Genomic DNA, 15,411 nt, shown 5'->3' on the forward strand with positions numbered 1-15,411 from the left:
CTCACATAGAATAACTATGCCACACAGCCTCTGCCTTGTATAAAACCTAATCAAACTGCTGCAAAAACGAACTTGAAAGGTCAACAGACCCTAATTTAATAGCTTATTTTAGGTATTAAAAAAGACGCACTTTGCGTCTTTTTTGTTGGGCAGAAACGGGATTACTCCGCGTTTTTAATATTTGAATAGCTCACTTTAGCAATTAACTCAGCTTTCTTTTGTTGCTTATCGTTTTGCTTAGTCGTGATATCTACCTTGAAACGTACTGTGTTTTCAGCTTTTTGCTTTGCGAAATCAGTGATTTCAGTTTTAAGCTCATTATGAATGCTATGCGTAAACTCTTGAATAATAGTTGCTTCTTGTTTAGAAGGAGCTGCTACTACATTTAAGCTTGTCATTGCTGTAAAACACAGAATCCATTTAGTCATTTCAGTATTCTTCCTAATTGAACAAATTATATTTATGCTTCTGGGCAGCATAAATATTAAATTTTTTAAAACATTACTTAATTTTTTAAGAGGAAACCTATGGTTGGTTGGCGGTTTTTTCTCTTGGTGTAAATATTAACCAAGTTAATTGCCTTTTAAAAACGATGATTTATAATGCGTTCAGATAAAAAAAACTAATGAATTCGTCATCAGGTTGTCATGTCTAGAAGATTGCCCCCGTTAAATTCACTCAAGGCGTTCGAAGCTGCTGCCCGCAACTTGAGTTTTACCAAGGCAGCAGATGAGTTGTTTGTAACGCAAGCTGCGGTTAGCCACCAAATTAAAACATTAGAAGATCACTTAGGCTTAAAACTATTTTTACGTCGAAATCGCTCTCTTTTATTAACAGAGGAAGGGCAGGCGTACTTTTTGGATATTAAAGAAGTTTTTACTCAATTAGTGGATGCAACTGAAAAGCTGTTGGCACGAGGTGCCAAAGGTTCGGTGGCCGTGAGTTTAACACCGAGTTTTGCTATTCAATGGCTGGTACCAAGGCTACAGGCATTTAATGAGCTTCATCCAGATATTGATATTCGAATTAAAGCCCAAGATTTAGATGAAAACTCATTAACCGATGATGTTGATGTTGCAATTTACTACGGCAGAGGTCATTGGAGTGGGGTGCAAAGCCATAAATTGCATACAGAATACCTTGTGCCTTTATGTAGTCCGTTATTATTAAGCGGCCCTAAACCACTTAAAGAGCCGACAGATTTACAACAACATACATTGCTGCATGATATGACACGTAAGCCCTGGAAAAATTGGTTTAAGACTTTAGGTGTAAACAACTCTCGGGTTAATCAAGGGCCCATCTTTAGCCATTCGTCTATGGTGCTTCAAGCAGCTGTCCATGGGCAGGGCATAGCATTGGTTAATAGTGTGCTTGCAAAACCAGAGCTTGACGCAGGGCGACTCGTTATCCCATTTAACCACCACCTTGAAAGTAAAAACGCATTTTATTTAGTACTGCGAGAGTCTCAAGCTGAACTTGGAAAAATTGTGGCATTTAAAGAGTGGATGTTAAGCATGGTTGAAAAAGAACAAATTGAGGCAGGTTTTAATGATTAATTGGGTTAAAGCTGATAATGCCAAAGCTCAGCTAATTTTTGCGCATGGTGCTGGTGCGAGTATGGATTCTGAGTTTATGGTAACCATGGCAGCCAATTTGGTAAAATTAGGCGTAGACGTTGGCTTATTTGATTTTGAATACATGCAACAAGCCAAAGCTGAAGGTAAGAAGCGCCCGCCGCAGCGTGCACCAAAACTGTTAGAGTACTTTGCCAAAGTAATAGAACAAGCGAACCCAGAACTCCCCCTATTTATAGGCGGAAAATCAATGGGCGGACGAATGGCATCTATGCTTGCATGCGAACACACCGTTAAAGGCGTTATTGCTTTTGGTTATCCATTTCATCCACCAGGCAAATTAGATAAGCTGAGAATTGACCATTTCCCATCGCTAAAAGCACCGCTTGCGGTGATCCAAGGCGAACGAGATACCTTTGGAAAAAAAGATGAGGTAGAAAGTTATCCAATATGCGATAATGTTAGCACTTTTTGGATCTCCGATGGAGATCACTCATTAGTACCACGAAAAGCGAGTGGTTTAACCCAACTGCAAAATTGGCAAACAGCTGCTGAATTTGCATCTCAATTTATCGCAAAACAATTATGAATAAGTTTATCTTAGCCACCGGCGGCATATTATGTGCACTTGCGGTGATGTTAGGTGCGTTTGCTGCGCATGGACTTAAATCACACATTAGCCCAAGTATGATTACGGTGTTTCAAACGGGTGTGGATTATCAATTTATTCATGGCTTAGCGCTTATTTTGTTCGGTATATTGAGCCATTTAGGGTACAGATTAAAGTGGGCCAGTATTTTTGCCATATTAGGTGTTGTCTTTTTTAGTGGCAGCCTATACTTGTTGGCAACAACAGGTAGCAAAATTTTTGGCCCAATTACGCCAATAGGTGGCGTGTGTTTTATTGTGAGTTGGCTGATATTTACCATCAGTGTTGTAAAACATCAGTCAGTTCAAACTAAGTAAGTGAGAAAAATGTCAGCGATTGTTATTTATTGTCGACCGGGTTTTGAAAACGATTGTGCCGCTGAAATCAGCCACCATGCAGCATTGCGTGAAATTGGTGGTTTTGTAAAAGCGAAAGACAACAGCGGCTATATTACGTTTAACTGTTATGATCCGCTTGAAGCAGAAGTTGTTGTACGTAAACTGCCGTTTAAAGAAATGGTTTTTGCACGCCAATGGTTTGTTGGTCAATTGGTAGATAAAATGCCAATTGAAGATCGTGTCTCAGCGATTTCATCAGCGGTTGCTGAGTTCCCATTATGTGGTGAATTACGTGTAGAAACACCTGATACCAACGACGGTAAAGAGCTGCAAAAGTTTTGTAAAAAGTTCTCAGTGCCACTTCGCAAAGCACTGGTTGCACAAGAAACTTTATTAGCCAATGAAGTGAAAAACCGTCCAGTATTACATGTGATGTTTTTATCTAATAGCGCAGCTTATGTGGGCTTTTCTTACAGCTATAATAATTCACCGTTTTATATGGGTATTCCGCGCCTGCGTATGCCAAAAGATGCGCCAAGCCGTTCAACCCTAAAACTTGATGAAGCATTTCATGTATTTGTGCCAAAAGATGAGCATGAATCGCGTTTGCAACCAGGCATGCGTGGTGTTGACTTAGGTGCATGTCCTGGTGGTTGGACATACCAGCTTGTTCGCCGTGGTATGATGGTACAAGCTATCGATAATGGCCCGATGGCAGAATCACTGATGGAAACAGGCCAAGTTAAACATAAACGTGAAGATGGTTTTAAATTCCGCCCAGATAAACGTAATATCGACTGGTTGGTTTGCGACATGGTTGAAAAACCAATTAAAGTGGCAAACTTAATGATTGACTGGGCGGTAAATGGCTTTGTTAAAGAGCAAATATTTAACTTAAAACTGCCAATGAAAAAGCGTTTTGATGCGGTTTATCAGTGTTTAAATCTGATCCATGAAGAGCTGACTAAATACAACATCAAGTATGAACTACAAGCGAAACACTTATATCATGACCGTGAAGAAATCACTGTGCATATTCAAATCTTAAAAGTACCTCAGAACGTATATAGTTAATTGTTTTGGTTACTTAAATTAAAAAAGGCTGCGTTTGCAGCCTTTTTTGTGTTTGTTTTAAGCTCGGTAATTAATACGGTAGTTCTCAACAAATAACCGTGTTGCACCACATACAGCCACAGGCATTACGATTAAGTTAACAATCGGCACCATACTAAAAATTAATACAGCAGTGCCAAAGCCATAACTTAAGCCTTGTTTTTGTTTTAAGTGCTGGCGCGCTTCAACAAACGGAATTTTGTGATTATCAAACGGGTAATCAATGTATTGCACGGCAAACATCCACGCACTAAATAAAAACCACATTACCTGACCAAACACCGGAATAAATAACAGTAAAATCAAAAACAGCAACGCTTTTGGTAAATAATAAACCAGTTTGGATAATTCGCGGCCAAGCATGCGAGGCACATCTTTTAGTAAGTCAGCTAGCCCATCGTCATTAACTCGCTGTCCTGTTAAATACAGTTCAACTTTTTCACTCAGCAAGCCATTAAACGGTGCCGCAATAAAGTTGGTAATAACAGTAAATACCATGGAATAGATAAATAGCACGAGCAGTAGTGCAATCGGCCAAATAATAAATTCCAGCCAAGATAAAAAGTCTGGCAAGTAGCCATTGACGTAGTTAACACCTTGCTCAATCCAACCGATAATAAAAAACAACGAGCTACCAAATAACACAAGGTTAATTAATAGCGGGATCAGCACAAAGCGCTTTAACCCTTTTTGGCTAATTAAACTAAAGCCCGATAAAAAATATTCGAACCCTTTTCCTAACTGCATGGAAAACTCCAAAAAACAATGACTAACCTTGCTTAGTATAATAAGTCGATAAAAGGCTTTAAACCAGATTTTACTGTTAAGCGTTACAAGTTGTTTCAGTTAGGGTAAATCTGATAAAGTTGAGCTTTATTATTCTCATCAATTAGACAATCAAATAAGAATAAAATGCGTCTAGCCTCAATTAAGCTCGCAGGTTTCAAATCGTTTGTTGAGCCAAGCAAAATTCCATTTCCTGATCAAATGACTTGTGTTGTTGGTCCAAATGGCTGTGGTAAATCAAACGTGATCGATGCTGTGCGCTGGGTGCTGGGTGAAAGCTCGGCAAAAAACTTACGTGGCGATGCCATGACAGACGTTATTTTTAATGGTTCAACCGAGCGTAAACCAGTGTCGCAAGCATCTGTTGAATTACTGTTTGATAATACCGAAGGAACCGAGCGTAAACCAGTGTCGCAAGCATCTGTTGAATTACTGTTTGATAATACCGAAGGACGCTTGCCTGGCACGCTAGCATCGCGTAACCAAATTGCAATTAAACGCCTAGTTACTCGTGAAGGCATATCACAATACTATTTAAATGGTGAAAAATGCCGAAAGCGTGATATTACTGATATTTTCTTGGGGACAGGGCTTGGCCCACGCAGTTATGCGATTATCGAACAAGGCATGATCTCGCGTTTGATTGAGAGTAAACCGCAAGATTTACGAATTTTTTTAGAAGAAGCTGCGGGTGTTTCTAAATACAAAGAAAGACGCAGAGAAACACAAACGCGGCTAAATAGTACACGTGACAACCTTGAGCGTTTACTTGATTTACGTAATGAACTCGAAAATCAGCTTACAGTATTAACCGAACAAGCGGAAAAAGCGCGTACATTCACCACGGCGAAAGCCAAAGAGCGCACCTTAAAAGCACAAATTTGCGTGCTTAAATGGCAGGCACTTCAACAAAAGCTGCTAGAAAGCGAAGCAAAACTGAAAGACGTTGATGAGCAGATTGCCTTTTTAACACAAGCTCATACTGGTCATGATGATGTTATTTTGGCTCTGAAATTAGCCATAGAGCAAGCTGTGGATATACTTAACGATGCGCAGCATCAAGAGTTTCAGCTACGTAATAAATTAGCCCGAGATGAGCAGGATAAAATTCATAAGCAGGGGCAAAAAACGCAACTAATTCAGCGTATAGAGCAACTGCAAAGGCAACATCAGCAAATCACCCAAGACCAGCTCGACACCAAAGAAAGTCAGCAAGAACAACAAGCGCAGTTATCACTTTGCCAAGTAGAACTCACCGAATATGAAGAGCTGCTTGAATTGAGTTTTGCAAAGTATGAAGAAAAAAAAATACAGCAAGATGATTTTTATAACGCTTACCAAGCCAGCTTAGGTGAAAACCAAACCTTGATGCAAAAGCAGCAAACTCTACAAACATCTGTTTCGTCGCTCAAGGTAAAAGAAGCAACCCTTAAGCAACAACAATGCGCTGCTAGTGAGCAACAACTAAAGCTGCAAGATGAGTGCGCCAAGATTAAAGCGCAATTAACGTCATTTAAACTTGATGACATAAAAGCAAAACATAGTAAAACGCGCAGTGATTTATCCGAGTTAAATAGCGAAGTGCAGCAAGCACAAACAACGCTTTTGCAAAAACAATCCTTGCTTAATGAGGCTCAGCGTGAATTACAGGCGCTTCAAAGTAAACGTGATGCATTGGCACTGGTGTTATGTGAACACACGGATAATTCGACAGCATCTGAAAACCTGCTTTCTTCACTTAAGGTAAGTGATGACTGGCAACTTGCTGTTGAAGCGAGCTTATTTAATTTAAGTTTTGCAGCACTTGTTGATGAACTTGATGAAAATTTATTACAGCCACAAATTTGGCCACAGCAAACAAGCGCTGTGGTTGGAACACTTGCTGAAAAAGTAATTGTTGGTGAATTCCCAAGTTATTTTAATGAGATTGCCGTTGTTGAAGATGTAAACGAGTTACAAAGAGACTTTTGGCAAAATGCATTCCTGTTTGCTGTCGACAAAAAAGGTAACTTAAGTGGCGCAAATTGGTTTTTGCCTTGTCAATTTGACCGTGAAAACTCACTGCTGGTTAAACACCAAATACTAAATGACATTGAATCATCACTGCCAACGTGTGAGCAAAACTATAAAGCAGCACAGACTGCCTTAAATGCACATCAAAATACACTTGAAAAACTACAAAGTGCAGAGCAAGCGTTACAAATCACATTTAGTGAACTAGAGCGAGAGCTAACGTTAAAACAAACTGAATATACTTATGCTGAGAAGCGCTTAGCTGAGCTAACACAGCAAGGCGAAACACAAACGCAATTACAGTCACAAATTGACGAAGAGCTAGTGAAACTTGAAGTTGATAAAGCGCCACTAGAAGCAGAATTTGATGAGATAGAAGAGAAACTCACAGCAAGTAAAGAGAGCCAATCAAGCCTAGAGGCGGCATATCACAATGCCAAACTAGTTACCCGTCAATTACAAACAGCATGGGAAAGTGAAAAAAACCAATTTCACAAAATTCAATTGCATCTTCAAACAGTACAAAACCAAGCTGTACTGAGCGAATCTAAACTAAACCAGTTTACGGCACGTTTTGAAGAGCTAAATGAGCAGCTTGAAGAAGCAAAGCTTGCCCTTGAAGAAGTGCAACTGCCGCTCGTTGAGCTTGATGAAGCAATTGCTGAGCAGCATTTAATGCTGGAAGCGCAAATAGATCAAAAAGCGCTAAAACAGCAAGCACTCGATGATGCCAAAGAAAAGTTAAAACAAGCAGAGTCAGGTATTGGTACTGAGCAACAAAAATTAGATGCGCTTAAGCAAACAAAACAAAATATTGTACTTGAGCAGCAGAGCTTCCAACTGAAATCAGAGGCGGCACTTGCGCCTCTTTCTGAACTAAATACGCAGTTAAAAGAGGTAATTGCCCAGTTGCCAGAAGACGCAAAACTCGCCTCATTGCAAAACCAATTAACCAAAGTTTCGACTGAGATTAATGAGCTTGGTGCAATTAACTTGGCGGCCATTGAAGAGTTTGATAAAGCATCTACGCGGAAAAATTACTTAGATCAACAATATGAAGATCTAGTAAGTGCACTGGATACATTGGAATCTGCCATCGTTAAAATTGACCGTGAGACTAAGCAGCGCTTTAAAACCACTTTTGACCAAGTTAATAGTGGTTTACAAAACCTGTTTCCAAAAGTATTTGGTGGTGGCTCAGCTTACCTTGAACTGACATCGGATGAGCTACTTGATACCGGTGTTGCAATAATGGCAAGGCCGCCGGGTAAAAAGAATGCCACAATTCATTTATTAAGTGGCGGTGAAAAAGCACTAACGGCGTTGTCGTTGGTTTTTTCAATTTTCCAATTAAATCCCGCACCATTTTGTATGTTAGATGAAGTAGATGCACCACTGGATGATGCGAATGTAGGTCGTTTTTGCCGTTTAGTGGAAGAAATGTCACAAGACGTGCAATTTGTGTATATTAGTCATAACAAAATAGCCATGGAAATGGCTGCACGTTTAACGGGTGTTACAATGGCAGAGCCTGGTGTATCAAGGGTTGTTGCTGTAGATATCGAAAAAGCACTAGAAATGTCTGAGTCAGCGTAAAGCCAACTCAATTTGGTATAAATTATCAGCAACTAGTCTTATCTGTTCACTTTGCGTAGGATAAGCAGTTGAAATTAATCAGCGGTTGCTTAATAATTTTGTAAATCGGAAAAAAATATAATTTAAGGGTACTTGAATGAGTGACGAACTAAGGTGGGTGTTAATTATTGGTGGTGCGTTAGTAATTGGCGGCGTACTGCTTCATGGCCTTTGGTCGATTCGTAAAAATGACAGCCGCACACTTGTTCAAGAACCAAGTGCGACCCCAAATAAAGATGATGTTGCACCAGCAAATGAAAAATCAACCGTTGTTGAGCCTAAAATGGATGCAAAGTTGAATGTTAATGATGAACCTGAGCTTGGTGATATATCGATTAGCATTGATGACGATGAACCAAAAGCACAGGTTGAACAAGAACCAGAGCAAACTGAAGAAGGTAAAACAGCGGTTCAAGACTACATTATTATTCATATTCAAACGGAAGAAGGCTTGCCAATGCAGGGCTCTTCGTTACTGCCGCTACTTTTAACGTTAGGCTTTAAGTATTCTGAAGATGGTTTCTTTAACCGCCATGAAGATGCATCGGGTCAAGGGGCTGTTTTATTCCGTTTAGCAAACATGTTTAACCCTGGCACGTTTGATATTGATAATATGGAACAGTTTTCAACTGAAGGTGTAAGCTTATTTATGACTCTGCCATGTGCAGGGGATAGCCTACCATCGTTCAATATGCTTCACAGTGCAGCAAAGAAAATTGCCGATGAATTTAGTGCGACAATTTTAGACCATAATCGCCAAGAACTTGATGTTGCTACTGTTAGACAGTATGTGGAAAAAATTAGAGAGTTTGACGGTCTATAACGTCAGCGTCACACATTATATAAAAGCCACCATTTGGTGGCTTTTTTAGCTATTAAGAGGAAGTCACCGTGAGTGCGGCTGAGCAAATTAAGCAACTTAAAGCACAGATCGAAAACCATAATTATCAATATTATGTGCTTGATAACCCAACTATTCCTGATGTTGAATATGACCGCTTAATGCGAGAACTAATCGCATTAGAAGAAGCTAATCCAGAACTTAAAAGTGCCGACTCACCAAGTCAAAAAGTGGGTGGTATGGCGCTGGCAGCGTTTGACAAGGTAAATCATGAAGTGCCTATGTTGTCACTTGATAATGCATTTGATGAAGAGGAATTTTATGCGTTTGATAAACGTATGAAAGACCGTTTAAAAGATAGCACTGACCTTGCATTTTGCTGTGAACCTAAGCTTGATGGCTTAGCGGTATCTATTCTTTACGAAAATGGAGTGCTGGTACGCGCTGCAACACGCGGTGATGGCCAAGTAGGTGAAAACATTACTGAGAATGTAAAAACCATTCGAAATGTGCCACTGCGTTTACGTGGTGACTCTATTCCTGCGCGTTTAGAGGTGCGCGGCGAAGTATTTATTGATGATAAAGGCTTTGCCAAGCTAAACCAAACGCAACAAGAAAAAGGGGATAAAACCTTTGCTAACCCGCGTAATGCGGCTGCAGGTAGCTTACGTCAATTAGACCCTAAAATTACCGCTTCTCGCCCATTAATGCTCTATGCCTACAGCACAGGTGTTGTTGAGGGCTTTGAGTTAGCAAATACGCATTTTGAGCAACTAATGCAGCTGAAAGAGTGGGGCTTACCAGTATGCCCTGAAATCCGAACTGCTAATAATGCCAAAGAAGCCTTTGCCTATTACTCAGATATTCTTGGCCGCCGTGCAGCACTTGGCTATGAAATTGATGGTGTTGTAATTAAAGTTAACGATAAAGCGATTCAGCAAACTTTAGGTTTTGTCGCCCGTGCGCCGCGTTGGGCGATTGCTTGTAAATTTCCTGCGCAAGAAGAGCTTACCACCTTATTAGATGTTGAGTTTCAAGTAGGCCGCACAGGTGCAATTACACCTGTTGCCCGTTTAGAGCCAGTCTATGTGGGTGGTGTAACTGTATCAAATGCGACATTGCATAATGCAGACGAAATTTCACGTTTGGGTGTGCATATTGGCGATACGGTGATTATTCGCCGTGCAGGGGATGTGATCCCGCAAGTAGCGAGTGTCGTGCTAGAACGTCGCCCAAGTGATGCCAAAGAGATTGTTTTCCCAACAACGTGCCCAGTGTGCGATTCGCACATCGAACGCATAGAAGGAGAGGCCGTTGCTCGTTGTGGTGGTGGTTTAGTATGTGAAGCCCAGCGCAAAGAGGCGATTAAGCATTTTGCTTCACGTAAAGCGCTCGATGTAGATGGTTTAGGCGATAAAGTAGTGGAGCAGTTAGTTGATCGTAAACTGATCCAAACACCAGCTGACTTATTTAGTTTAAGCCAAGGCCATATTGAGTCGCTTGAGCGTATGGGGCCAAAGTCGGCCGAGAATTTAGTTGCGGCACTTGAAAAAGCCAAGCAAACCACACTTGCTAAGTTTTTATATTCACTGGGTATTCGCGAAGTAGGCGAAGCGACAGCGCAAAACTTAGCAAATCATTATAAAACCTTGGAGGCACTTCAAAACGCGTCTATAGAGGGCTTGCAGGACGTATCTGATGTGGGTGAAGTGGTTGCCAAGCATGTTTATTACTTCTTTAAAGAAGAACACAACCAAACGGTTATTGAGGCATTAATTGCTGCTGGATTACACTGGCCAGCGATTGAAGAAAAATCGCAAGATGAAATGCCGTTGGATGGTTTAACTTATGTGCTAACAGGTACACTTAATCAAATGGGGCGCAGTGAAGCAAAAGCTAAACTTCAAGCACTCGGTGCAAAAGTGTCGGGCAGTGTTTCCGCTAAAACACACGCGTTAGTCGCTGGTGAAAAAGCAGGTTCTAAGCTCACTAAAGCACAAGATTTAGGTGTTGAAGTGTTGACAGAAGATGACATGCTAGCCCTTTTTGCAAAATACGAGTAAACAATGTCAGAGGTTGTAAACTTTTTTTCATCGTTAAATAGCCAAGTTGCAACTTGGCTTTCACCTTATCTTAGTCAGATAGTATTAATCGCCTTAATTTGTTTAACTGCGATATACGGTGCCAGTCTAAATAAGGCGGTTAAACGGTTAATTGGTCAGCAGAATTTTTTTGCACGTACGCTGGTGTTCATTCTTGTTACAGGCATCGGTGTTGGCAGTTTAATTGTATTTGTGAATCCTTATTTAGTACGCTTATTTCACCAAATAGAGCGAGGTTTCTTACCTCTGGTTGTGTTTGCTTTATTTGTGGTACTAGGTGTGCTGGCTGATAGGAAAAATCAAGTATGAGCCATTTTGGCCCAGAGTATTGGGATAAAAACGGTTATTTTAGAGCGCCAATCGGCTTTGTGCTAGTGTTAGTGCTGCTTTTAAGGCCTTATATTTTATGGCTGTTTGCGGCAGCATCACGGCGTGAAGATTTAAACCTAATGGCGATTTTCTATCCGCAAAAACAACAGTTTTTTGTTGCACTAGCTATTGCTGGGCTTAGCATCATCGTCACCTTTTGCTATTTGTTTAGGCGCCCCAATGCAATCCAGTGGCCTAAATATATTTGGCGTTATGCGCGCTGGTTATTGCTTGCTAATGTTGTTATGGATTTAACCTGGTCATTACTACAAGCAAAAAGTCAGTATTACAGCTTCTCAATCGGTTTAGCTGTACAGTTAGTATTGCTCAGTTGGGCAGGGCTATACTTACTTAAAAGTCGTTATTTAAGCGTTTATTTTAACGAGTGGCCTGAGCCGGAAACAAAGGACGAAGCGAAATAGTAGGGCTTAATATAGCACTACTACTCCTCTGATTTATAACCAATTAAGGTGTTTTTAATGGCACTGAAAGGTCAAGTTGAGTGACCGGTGGCTTATTTATCATGGCTCTTGATGGTGTTACCTCAAGAGATATTAGATTATCTATTCTGACCTCAGCGGTGTTTCCAAATAAAACTTCAAGTTTTGGCGCTGCAACAACTTCTCCATCTATGGACATTGAAATATCAATCAATGCAGTTTGTTTTAAATCTTTAATTGTATATTTAAAGCTCGTATTTAATTCATCATTCACAACAAGTGAAACTGGTTTATCAAAATCTGATAGAACATCTGTTGCTTGTGTAAAAATACTGTCTTCTTCAGCTTGATAAGTTGTTTTAATTTTTAAAGCCACGCCTTGTCTTGGCAACTGAATACTTTCAGTTTGTCCAACTTGAGCAAGCACTAGTGTTGATGTGAGTATGCTGGTGACAAACGCGATTAGTGCGATGATTGATTTTTGTAGTTTAGTTAACATTTTCTTCTCCTTTAAGTAGATTAACCGAGCGATCCCTTGGTGTTTTGAATTAACTAAAGTGGCATTAAAAGCAAATGATTCTGGCTTTTGATAATGCTTAATAAGTTTTGCTAATCCCAACAAATATTCATTAGTTTCGAAGTTCAATGCTGTTTTTTCATCGCAGCGTTGCTCTATCGCAAGTTTTGTTTGTTTAACCAATTTTCTAACGAATGGGTTCCAGAAAAAGAAATAAGAAATTAAGCCACTAGTGAATACATGAATATGATCACGATATGCAATATGAGTTAACTCATGATTTATTGTTAATGCAACTAAGTCGCGCTCCTTTAAATCATTATCAATCAATATGATGGGCTTTAAAAATCCTACTAATAAACCTGGGTTTTGTTGTGCAGTACGATAAATAGGGTGTCCAAAATCTTCAGAAAGTACTTCATCTTTTACGCATACTGCACGTATAGAATTACTCCAGAGAATAAACTTTAGTGCTTTATAGGCTGCTGTTAGCGCACCAATGACTAACAAAAGCTGATAGTAATTAAGTAGAGATAGGCTGTGTTCTGATATATAGCTATTGGCATTTATAATTGTGTTACTGGTTTGCGTACTTAGTATGATAAATGTGTTGTTGGCATTTAAATTACTCATCCAGTTAACTAACAGATCATAAGGTATGCACCATGAAATTATCGCAGCAAATAGAAGTGGAACTCTGACTCTTGCTGGTAAATTAAAATAGCGATGTATTAGCAAAGTCGAAATAGAAAACAGCAGATTAATCAGCACATAATTAATCATCATTAAGTTCCTTTTTGCGTTTGGCTAAAATGCTTTCCAAATATTCAATTTCTTGCTTATTTAATGTTTCTTGCTCAACGATGTGCGCTGCTAACTCGGATGGTTTACCACCAAAAATTCGGTCGATAAGTGACTTTACAATTGGTTTTTTTGTTACTTTTGGTTCTGCAACTGCTGTGTAAAAAACTGTTCTTCCTTCTTTGCTAGTGCGTTTTAGTGCTCCTTTTTGTTCTAAACGATCAATGAGTGTTTTGACTGTTGAATAAGAGACTGGCTTTATTTTCTCTATTACTTTATGAACTTGAGGTGCCGAATTTTCACCATTTTGCCAAAAAACTTGGAGAACTTGTGATTCTGACTCAGATAGTTTCATTTCAAATCTCTACACTTGTAGTTTTAATGTCTACAAATGTAGAGATTGGTTGTTGGTTTGTCAACAATATGAATCTTAAAAATCAATTAGAAATGTTAATCTTAGTTAAATAACACTATTTATTAGGGGTTTTAGTTTTTCAAGGCGCGCTTGCTGCTCGTTATCTAATTTTGCGCTTTGAACCGTTTCATAACAGCGCGAAATAAGCTCTTTATTGATACTGGTAGGGTGCTTGTTGTCTAACATCACTTGCAATAAGTTTAATGCAATATTGGCATTTTTGGGCATTATGCGAAATGCTTGAGTAAAGAAGCTAAGTGCCTCTTCATATTTGCCTTTTTCATAGCTGTGTACTGCATTGTTATTGAGCTCTTTTGGCGAGTAACGTATTTCATCGCGCTCTTGTCGCTCTTGTTTTAGGTAGGCGTTAAGTGCTGTATTCTCGCTTTGATATTTTTCGCAGTGTTCAGCTAATTGTGTAAATAGCTGATTTGCTTTGTAATGCATTCCTAGCTCATGAAAGGCTTTTGCTTTATCTAAGGTATCATCAATAGAGCGGATGATCGGTTGATCTTCCAGTTGCTCGACTAATGCAATGGCTTTGGCGTGCTCATCTTTTAAATAATGGATACGTGCATTAATCACATCTATTTGTTCTTGTGCTTTGCTGTCAGGGAATTGCTTGCGTAATTGCGATAAACATTCATTACTTTGCCGAGTAAGACGATTTACCATATCGGCCTGATCAAGTGTTAGCGCATAATCAATGCCAGCACGGGCAAGATTAAGGTAAATATCAGGTTTGTCGTGCATAGAATGCTTGGCATACTTCACTATTTCTTTATTTACTTTAAAGTGCTTTTCATGATCGTGATTGTATTTTGTGAGTACGATAAGATCTTCTTGGCGCTCAATATTGCGCGGTGCTAATTTGGATGCAAGTGATAAGTAATGTTGTGCTTGGCCGTAGTTTTCTAAATAAAGCTCAAGTTTTCCTAGTAAGTTATAGCCAACTAAACGTGTTTCTGGCTTGGTTAACATCACCTCTAAGATGTTTTTAGCTTGTGTGAATTCACTGTTTTGAATATAAGCTTCAACTAACCCAACCCTTGCCCAAGTGAACTTTTGAATATTGAGTACTGATTTAAAAAAATCGACGGCTTCAGCAGTACGATTTAATCGCAAAAGCAACTCGCCACGGAGTTTTAATAAAATAGGGGAGAGGTTATTTTTGCTACTGTCAGAGAGCATTTCATTAACATAGCGAAGCGCTTTTGAATCATTGCCTACATCAATAAAATCATAAATTTTAGCCAGTGCTTGTTTGCGCTTTAGCAATTTAATAATGCGCTCGCCAAATACTTTAAGTGAAAATGGTTTGGCAAGAAAATCATCGGGCTGTAGCTCAATTACGCTATGCACTAAGCTAGTGTCGGTTTCTGCGCTAATAAAAATAAAGCCGCAGGTATGTTTAATTAAACGCTTTGCTTTTAACTCTTCGTAAAGTTGATAGCCATCTTTAAGTTTACCTAGATTAAACGAGCACAAAACTAAATTAAAGCTGTGCTCTTGGCATAGACCAAGTGCCATTTTTGCATTTTCAGCAATTGAAATATCACTAAAGCCTAAGCTTTCAAGCGATTGTTTCATATAGCTTAATGCTAATGGTTGGTCGTCTATCAGTAAAATACTAGATTCGTATAAGCGTTTATTGTTCATCGCATTCTTGAGTGCGCGGTCATACTTAAACTATATAAAACGGCAGCAATTGTCGCAATAAAATAGGGTGTTTTTAGGAGAATTGTTTTGATTTAAAAGGTGTTTTAATAAAAAGGTAGGTTCAATATGGTGGGTCGTACTGGACTTGAACCAGTG

14 protein-coding genes are annotated in these 15,411 nt (G+C 39.4%); 9 read left to right on the forward strand and 5 right to left on the reverse strand.

The annotated features are described in order from the left end of the window. Window positions 1-161: 161 nt before the first annotated feature. Window positions 162-428 (reverse strand): hypothetical protein, encoded by a 267-nt coding sequence (locus ON073_RS18000; protein ID WP_274763265.1) that lies wholly within the window; start codon window positions 426-428, stop codon window positions 162-164. Between the two features lie 219 nt (window positions 429-647). Here ON073_RS18000 and ON073_RS18005 point away from each other — a divergent pair, with 219 nt between their 5' ends. The 4 genes from ON073_RS18005 to rlmM are packed head-to-tail and all read left to right on the forward strand — an operon-like array spanning window position 648 to window position 3,638. Then, a complete protein-coding gene (locus ON073_RS18005; protein WP_274763267.1) occupies window positions 648-1,559 on the forward strand; it encodes a transcriptional regulator GcvA in 912 nt (303 codons plus the stop codon). Beyond that, complete coding sequence (locus ON073_RS18010; RefSeq protein ID WP_274763268.1) at window positions 1,552-2,166, forward strand: alpha/beta family hydrolase; 615 nt, start codon at window positions 1,552-1,554, stop codon at window positions 2,164-2,166. The genes ON073_RS18005 and ON073_RS18010 overlap by 8 nt, the downstream gene beginning before the upstream one ends. Beyond that, window positions 2,163-2,543, forward strand: a complete 381-nt coding sequence (locus ON073_RS18015) for a DUF423 domain-containing protein (protein WP_274763269.1) — start codon at window positions 2,163-2,165, stop codon at window positions 2,541-2,543. Before ON073_RS18010 ends, ON073_RS18015 begins: the two co-directional genes overlap by 4 nt. A 9-nt stretch (window positions 2,544-2,552) precedes the next feature. After that, window positions 2,553-3,638, forward strand: a complete 1,086-nt coding sequence (gene rlmM, locus ON073_RS18020; protein WP_274763270.1) for a 23S rRNA (cytidine(2498)-2'-O)-methyltransferase RlmM — start codon at window positions 2,553-2,555, stop codon at window positions 3,636-3,638. A gap of 57 nt (window positions 3,639-3,695) precedes the next feature. On the opposite strand, the gene cysZ is transcribed toward rlmM, so the two are convergent. Beyond that, window positions 3,696-4,424, reverse strand: a complete 729-nt coding sequence (cysZ, locus tag ON073_RS18025; protein ID WP_274763271.1) for a sulfate transporter CysZ — start codon at window positions 4,422-4,424, stop codon at window positions 3,696-3,698. A gap of 165 nt (window positions 4,425-4,589) precedes the next feature. Here cysZ and smc point away from each other — a divergent pair, with 165 nt between their 5' ends. From smc to ON073_RS18050, 5 genes are all read left to right on the forward strand, one after another. Continuing rightward, window positions 4,590-8,072, forward strand: coding sequence for a chromosome segregation protein SMC (gene smc / locus ON073_RS18030; protein WP_274763272.1), 3,483 nt, complete (start codon window positions 4,590-4,592; stop codon window positions 8,070-8,072). Window positions 8,073-8,208: 136 nt separating this feature from the next. Next, a complete protein-coding gene (zipA, locus tag ON073_RS18035) occupies window positions 8,209-8,934 on the forward strand; it encodes a cell division protein ZipA (protein ID WP_274763273.1) in 726 nt (241 codons plus the stop codon). 68 nt (window positions 8,935-9,002) lie between these two features. After that, window positions 9,003-11,015, forward strand: a complete 2,013-nt coding sequence (gene ligA, locus ON073_RS18040) for an NAD-dependent DNA ligase LigA (RefSeq protein WP_274763274.1) — start codon at window positions 9,003-9,005, stop codon at window positions 11,013-11,015. Window positions 11,016-11,018: 3 nt separating this feature from the next. Continuing rightward, window positions 11,019-11,363: a DUF3392 family protein gene (locus ON073_RS18045; protein ID WP_274763275.1), complete on the forward strand. Its 345-nt coding sequence runs from the start codon at window positions 11,019-11,021 to the stop codon at window positions 11,361-11,363. Beyond that, on the forward strand, window positions 11,360-11,845 hold the full coding sequence (locus tag ON073_RS18050; RefSeq protein ID WP_274763276.1) for a DUF2919 domain-containing protein: 486 nt from the start codon (window positions 11,360-11,362) through the stop codon (window positions 11,843-11,845). The genes ON073_RS18045 and ON073_RS18050 overlap by 4 nt, the downstream gene beginning before the upstream one ends. Window positions 11,846-11,888: 43 nt before the next feature. Here the strand turns inward: ON073_RS18050 and ON073_RS18055 are convergent, their stop codons facing one another. The 3 genes from ON073_RS18055 to ON073_RS18065 all read right to left on the reverse strand — a co-directional run bounded on the left by ON073_RS18055 (window position 11,889) and on the right by ON073_RS18065 (window position 15,255). Then, a complete protein-coding gene (locus ON073_RS18055; protein WP_274763277.1) occupies window positions 11,889-13,163 on the reverse strand; it encodes a M56 family metallopeptidase in 1,275 nt (424 codons plus the stop codon). Beyond that, window positions 13,156-13,536, reverse strand: a complete 381-nt coding sequence (locus tag ON073_RS18060) for a BlaI/MecI/CopY family transcriptional regulator (protein ID WP_274763278.1) — start codon at window positions 13,534-13,536, stop codon at window positions 13,156-13,158. The genes ON073_RS18055 and ON073_RS18060 overlap by 8 nt, the downstream gene beginning before the upstream one ends. Window positions 13,537-13,641: 105 nt before the next feature. Further along, window positions 13,642-15,255, reverse strand: a complete 1,614-nt coding sequence (locus tag ON073_RS18065; RefSeq protein WP_274763279.1) for a response regulator — start codon at window positions 15,253-15,255, stop codon at window positions 13,642-13,644. Window positions 15,256-15,411 lie beyond the last annotated feature (156 nt).

Origin of the sequence: Pseudoalteromonas sp. G4 (assembly GCF_028875915.1) — a bacterium.
Taxonomy (GTDB): domain Bacteria; phylum Pseudomonadota; class Gammaproteobacteria; order Enterobacterales; family Alteromonadaceae; genus Pseudoalteromonas.

Coding starts and splice junctions, on each gene's coding strand:
- cysZ (WP_274763271.1), bottom strand. CDS start 4,424: ATGCAGTTAGGAAAAGGGTTCGAATATTTTTTATCGGGCTTTAGTTTA.
- ON073_RS18010 (WP_274763268.1), top strand. CDS start 1,552: ATGATTAATTGGGTTAAAGCTGATAATGCCAAAGCTCAGCTAATTTTT.
- zipA (WP_274763273.1), top strand. CDS start 8,209: ATGAGTGACGAACTAAGGTGGGTGTTAATTATTGGTGGTGCGTTAGTA.
- ON073_RS18015 (WP_274763269.1), top strand. CDS start 2,163: ATGAATAAGTTTATCTTAGCCACCGGCGGCATATTATGTGCACTTGCG.
- ON073_RS18055 (WP_274763277.1), bottom strand. CDS start 13,163: ATGATTAATTATGTGCTGATTAATCTGCTGTTTTCTATTTCGACTTTG.
- ON073_RS18060 (WP_274763278.1), bottom strand. CDS start 13,536: ATGAAACTATCTGAGTCAGAATCACAAGTTCTCCAAGTTTTTTGGCAA.
- smc (WP_274763272.1), top strand. CDS start 4,590: ATGCGTCTAGCCTCAATTAAGCTCGCAGGTTTCAAATCGTTTGTTGAG.
- ON073_RS18045 (WP_274763275.1), top strand. CDS start 11,019: ATGTCAGAGGTTGTAAACTTTTTTTCATCGTTAAATAGCCAAGTTGCA.
- ON073_RS18050 (WP_274763276.1), top strand. CDS start 11,360: ATGAGCCATTTTGGCCCAGAGTATTGGGATAAAAACGGTTATTTTAGA.
- rlmM (WP_274763270.1), top strand. CDS start 2,553: ATGTCAGCGATTGTTATTTATTGTCGACCGGGTTTTGAAAACGATTGT.
- ON073_RS18065 (WP_274763279.1), bottom strand. CDS start 15,255: ATGAACAATAAACGCTTATACGAATCTAGTATTTTACTGATAGACGAC.
- ON073_RS18005 (WP_274763267.1), top strand. CDS start 648: ATGTCTAGAAGATTGCCCCCGTTAAATTCACTCAAGGCGTTCGAAGCT.
- ON073_RS18000 (WP_274763265.1), bottom strand. CDS start 428: ATGACTAAATGGATTCTGTGTTTTACAGCAATGACAAGCTTAAATGTA.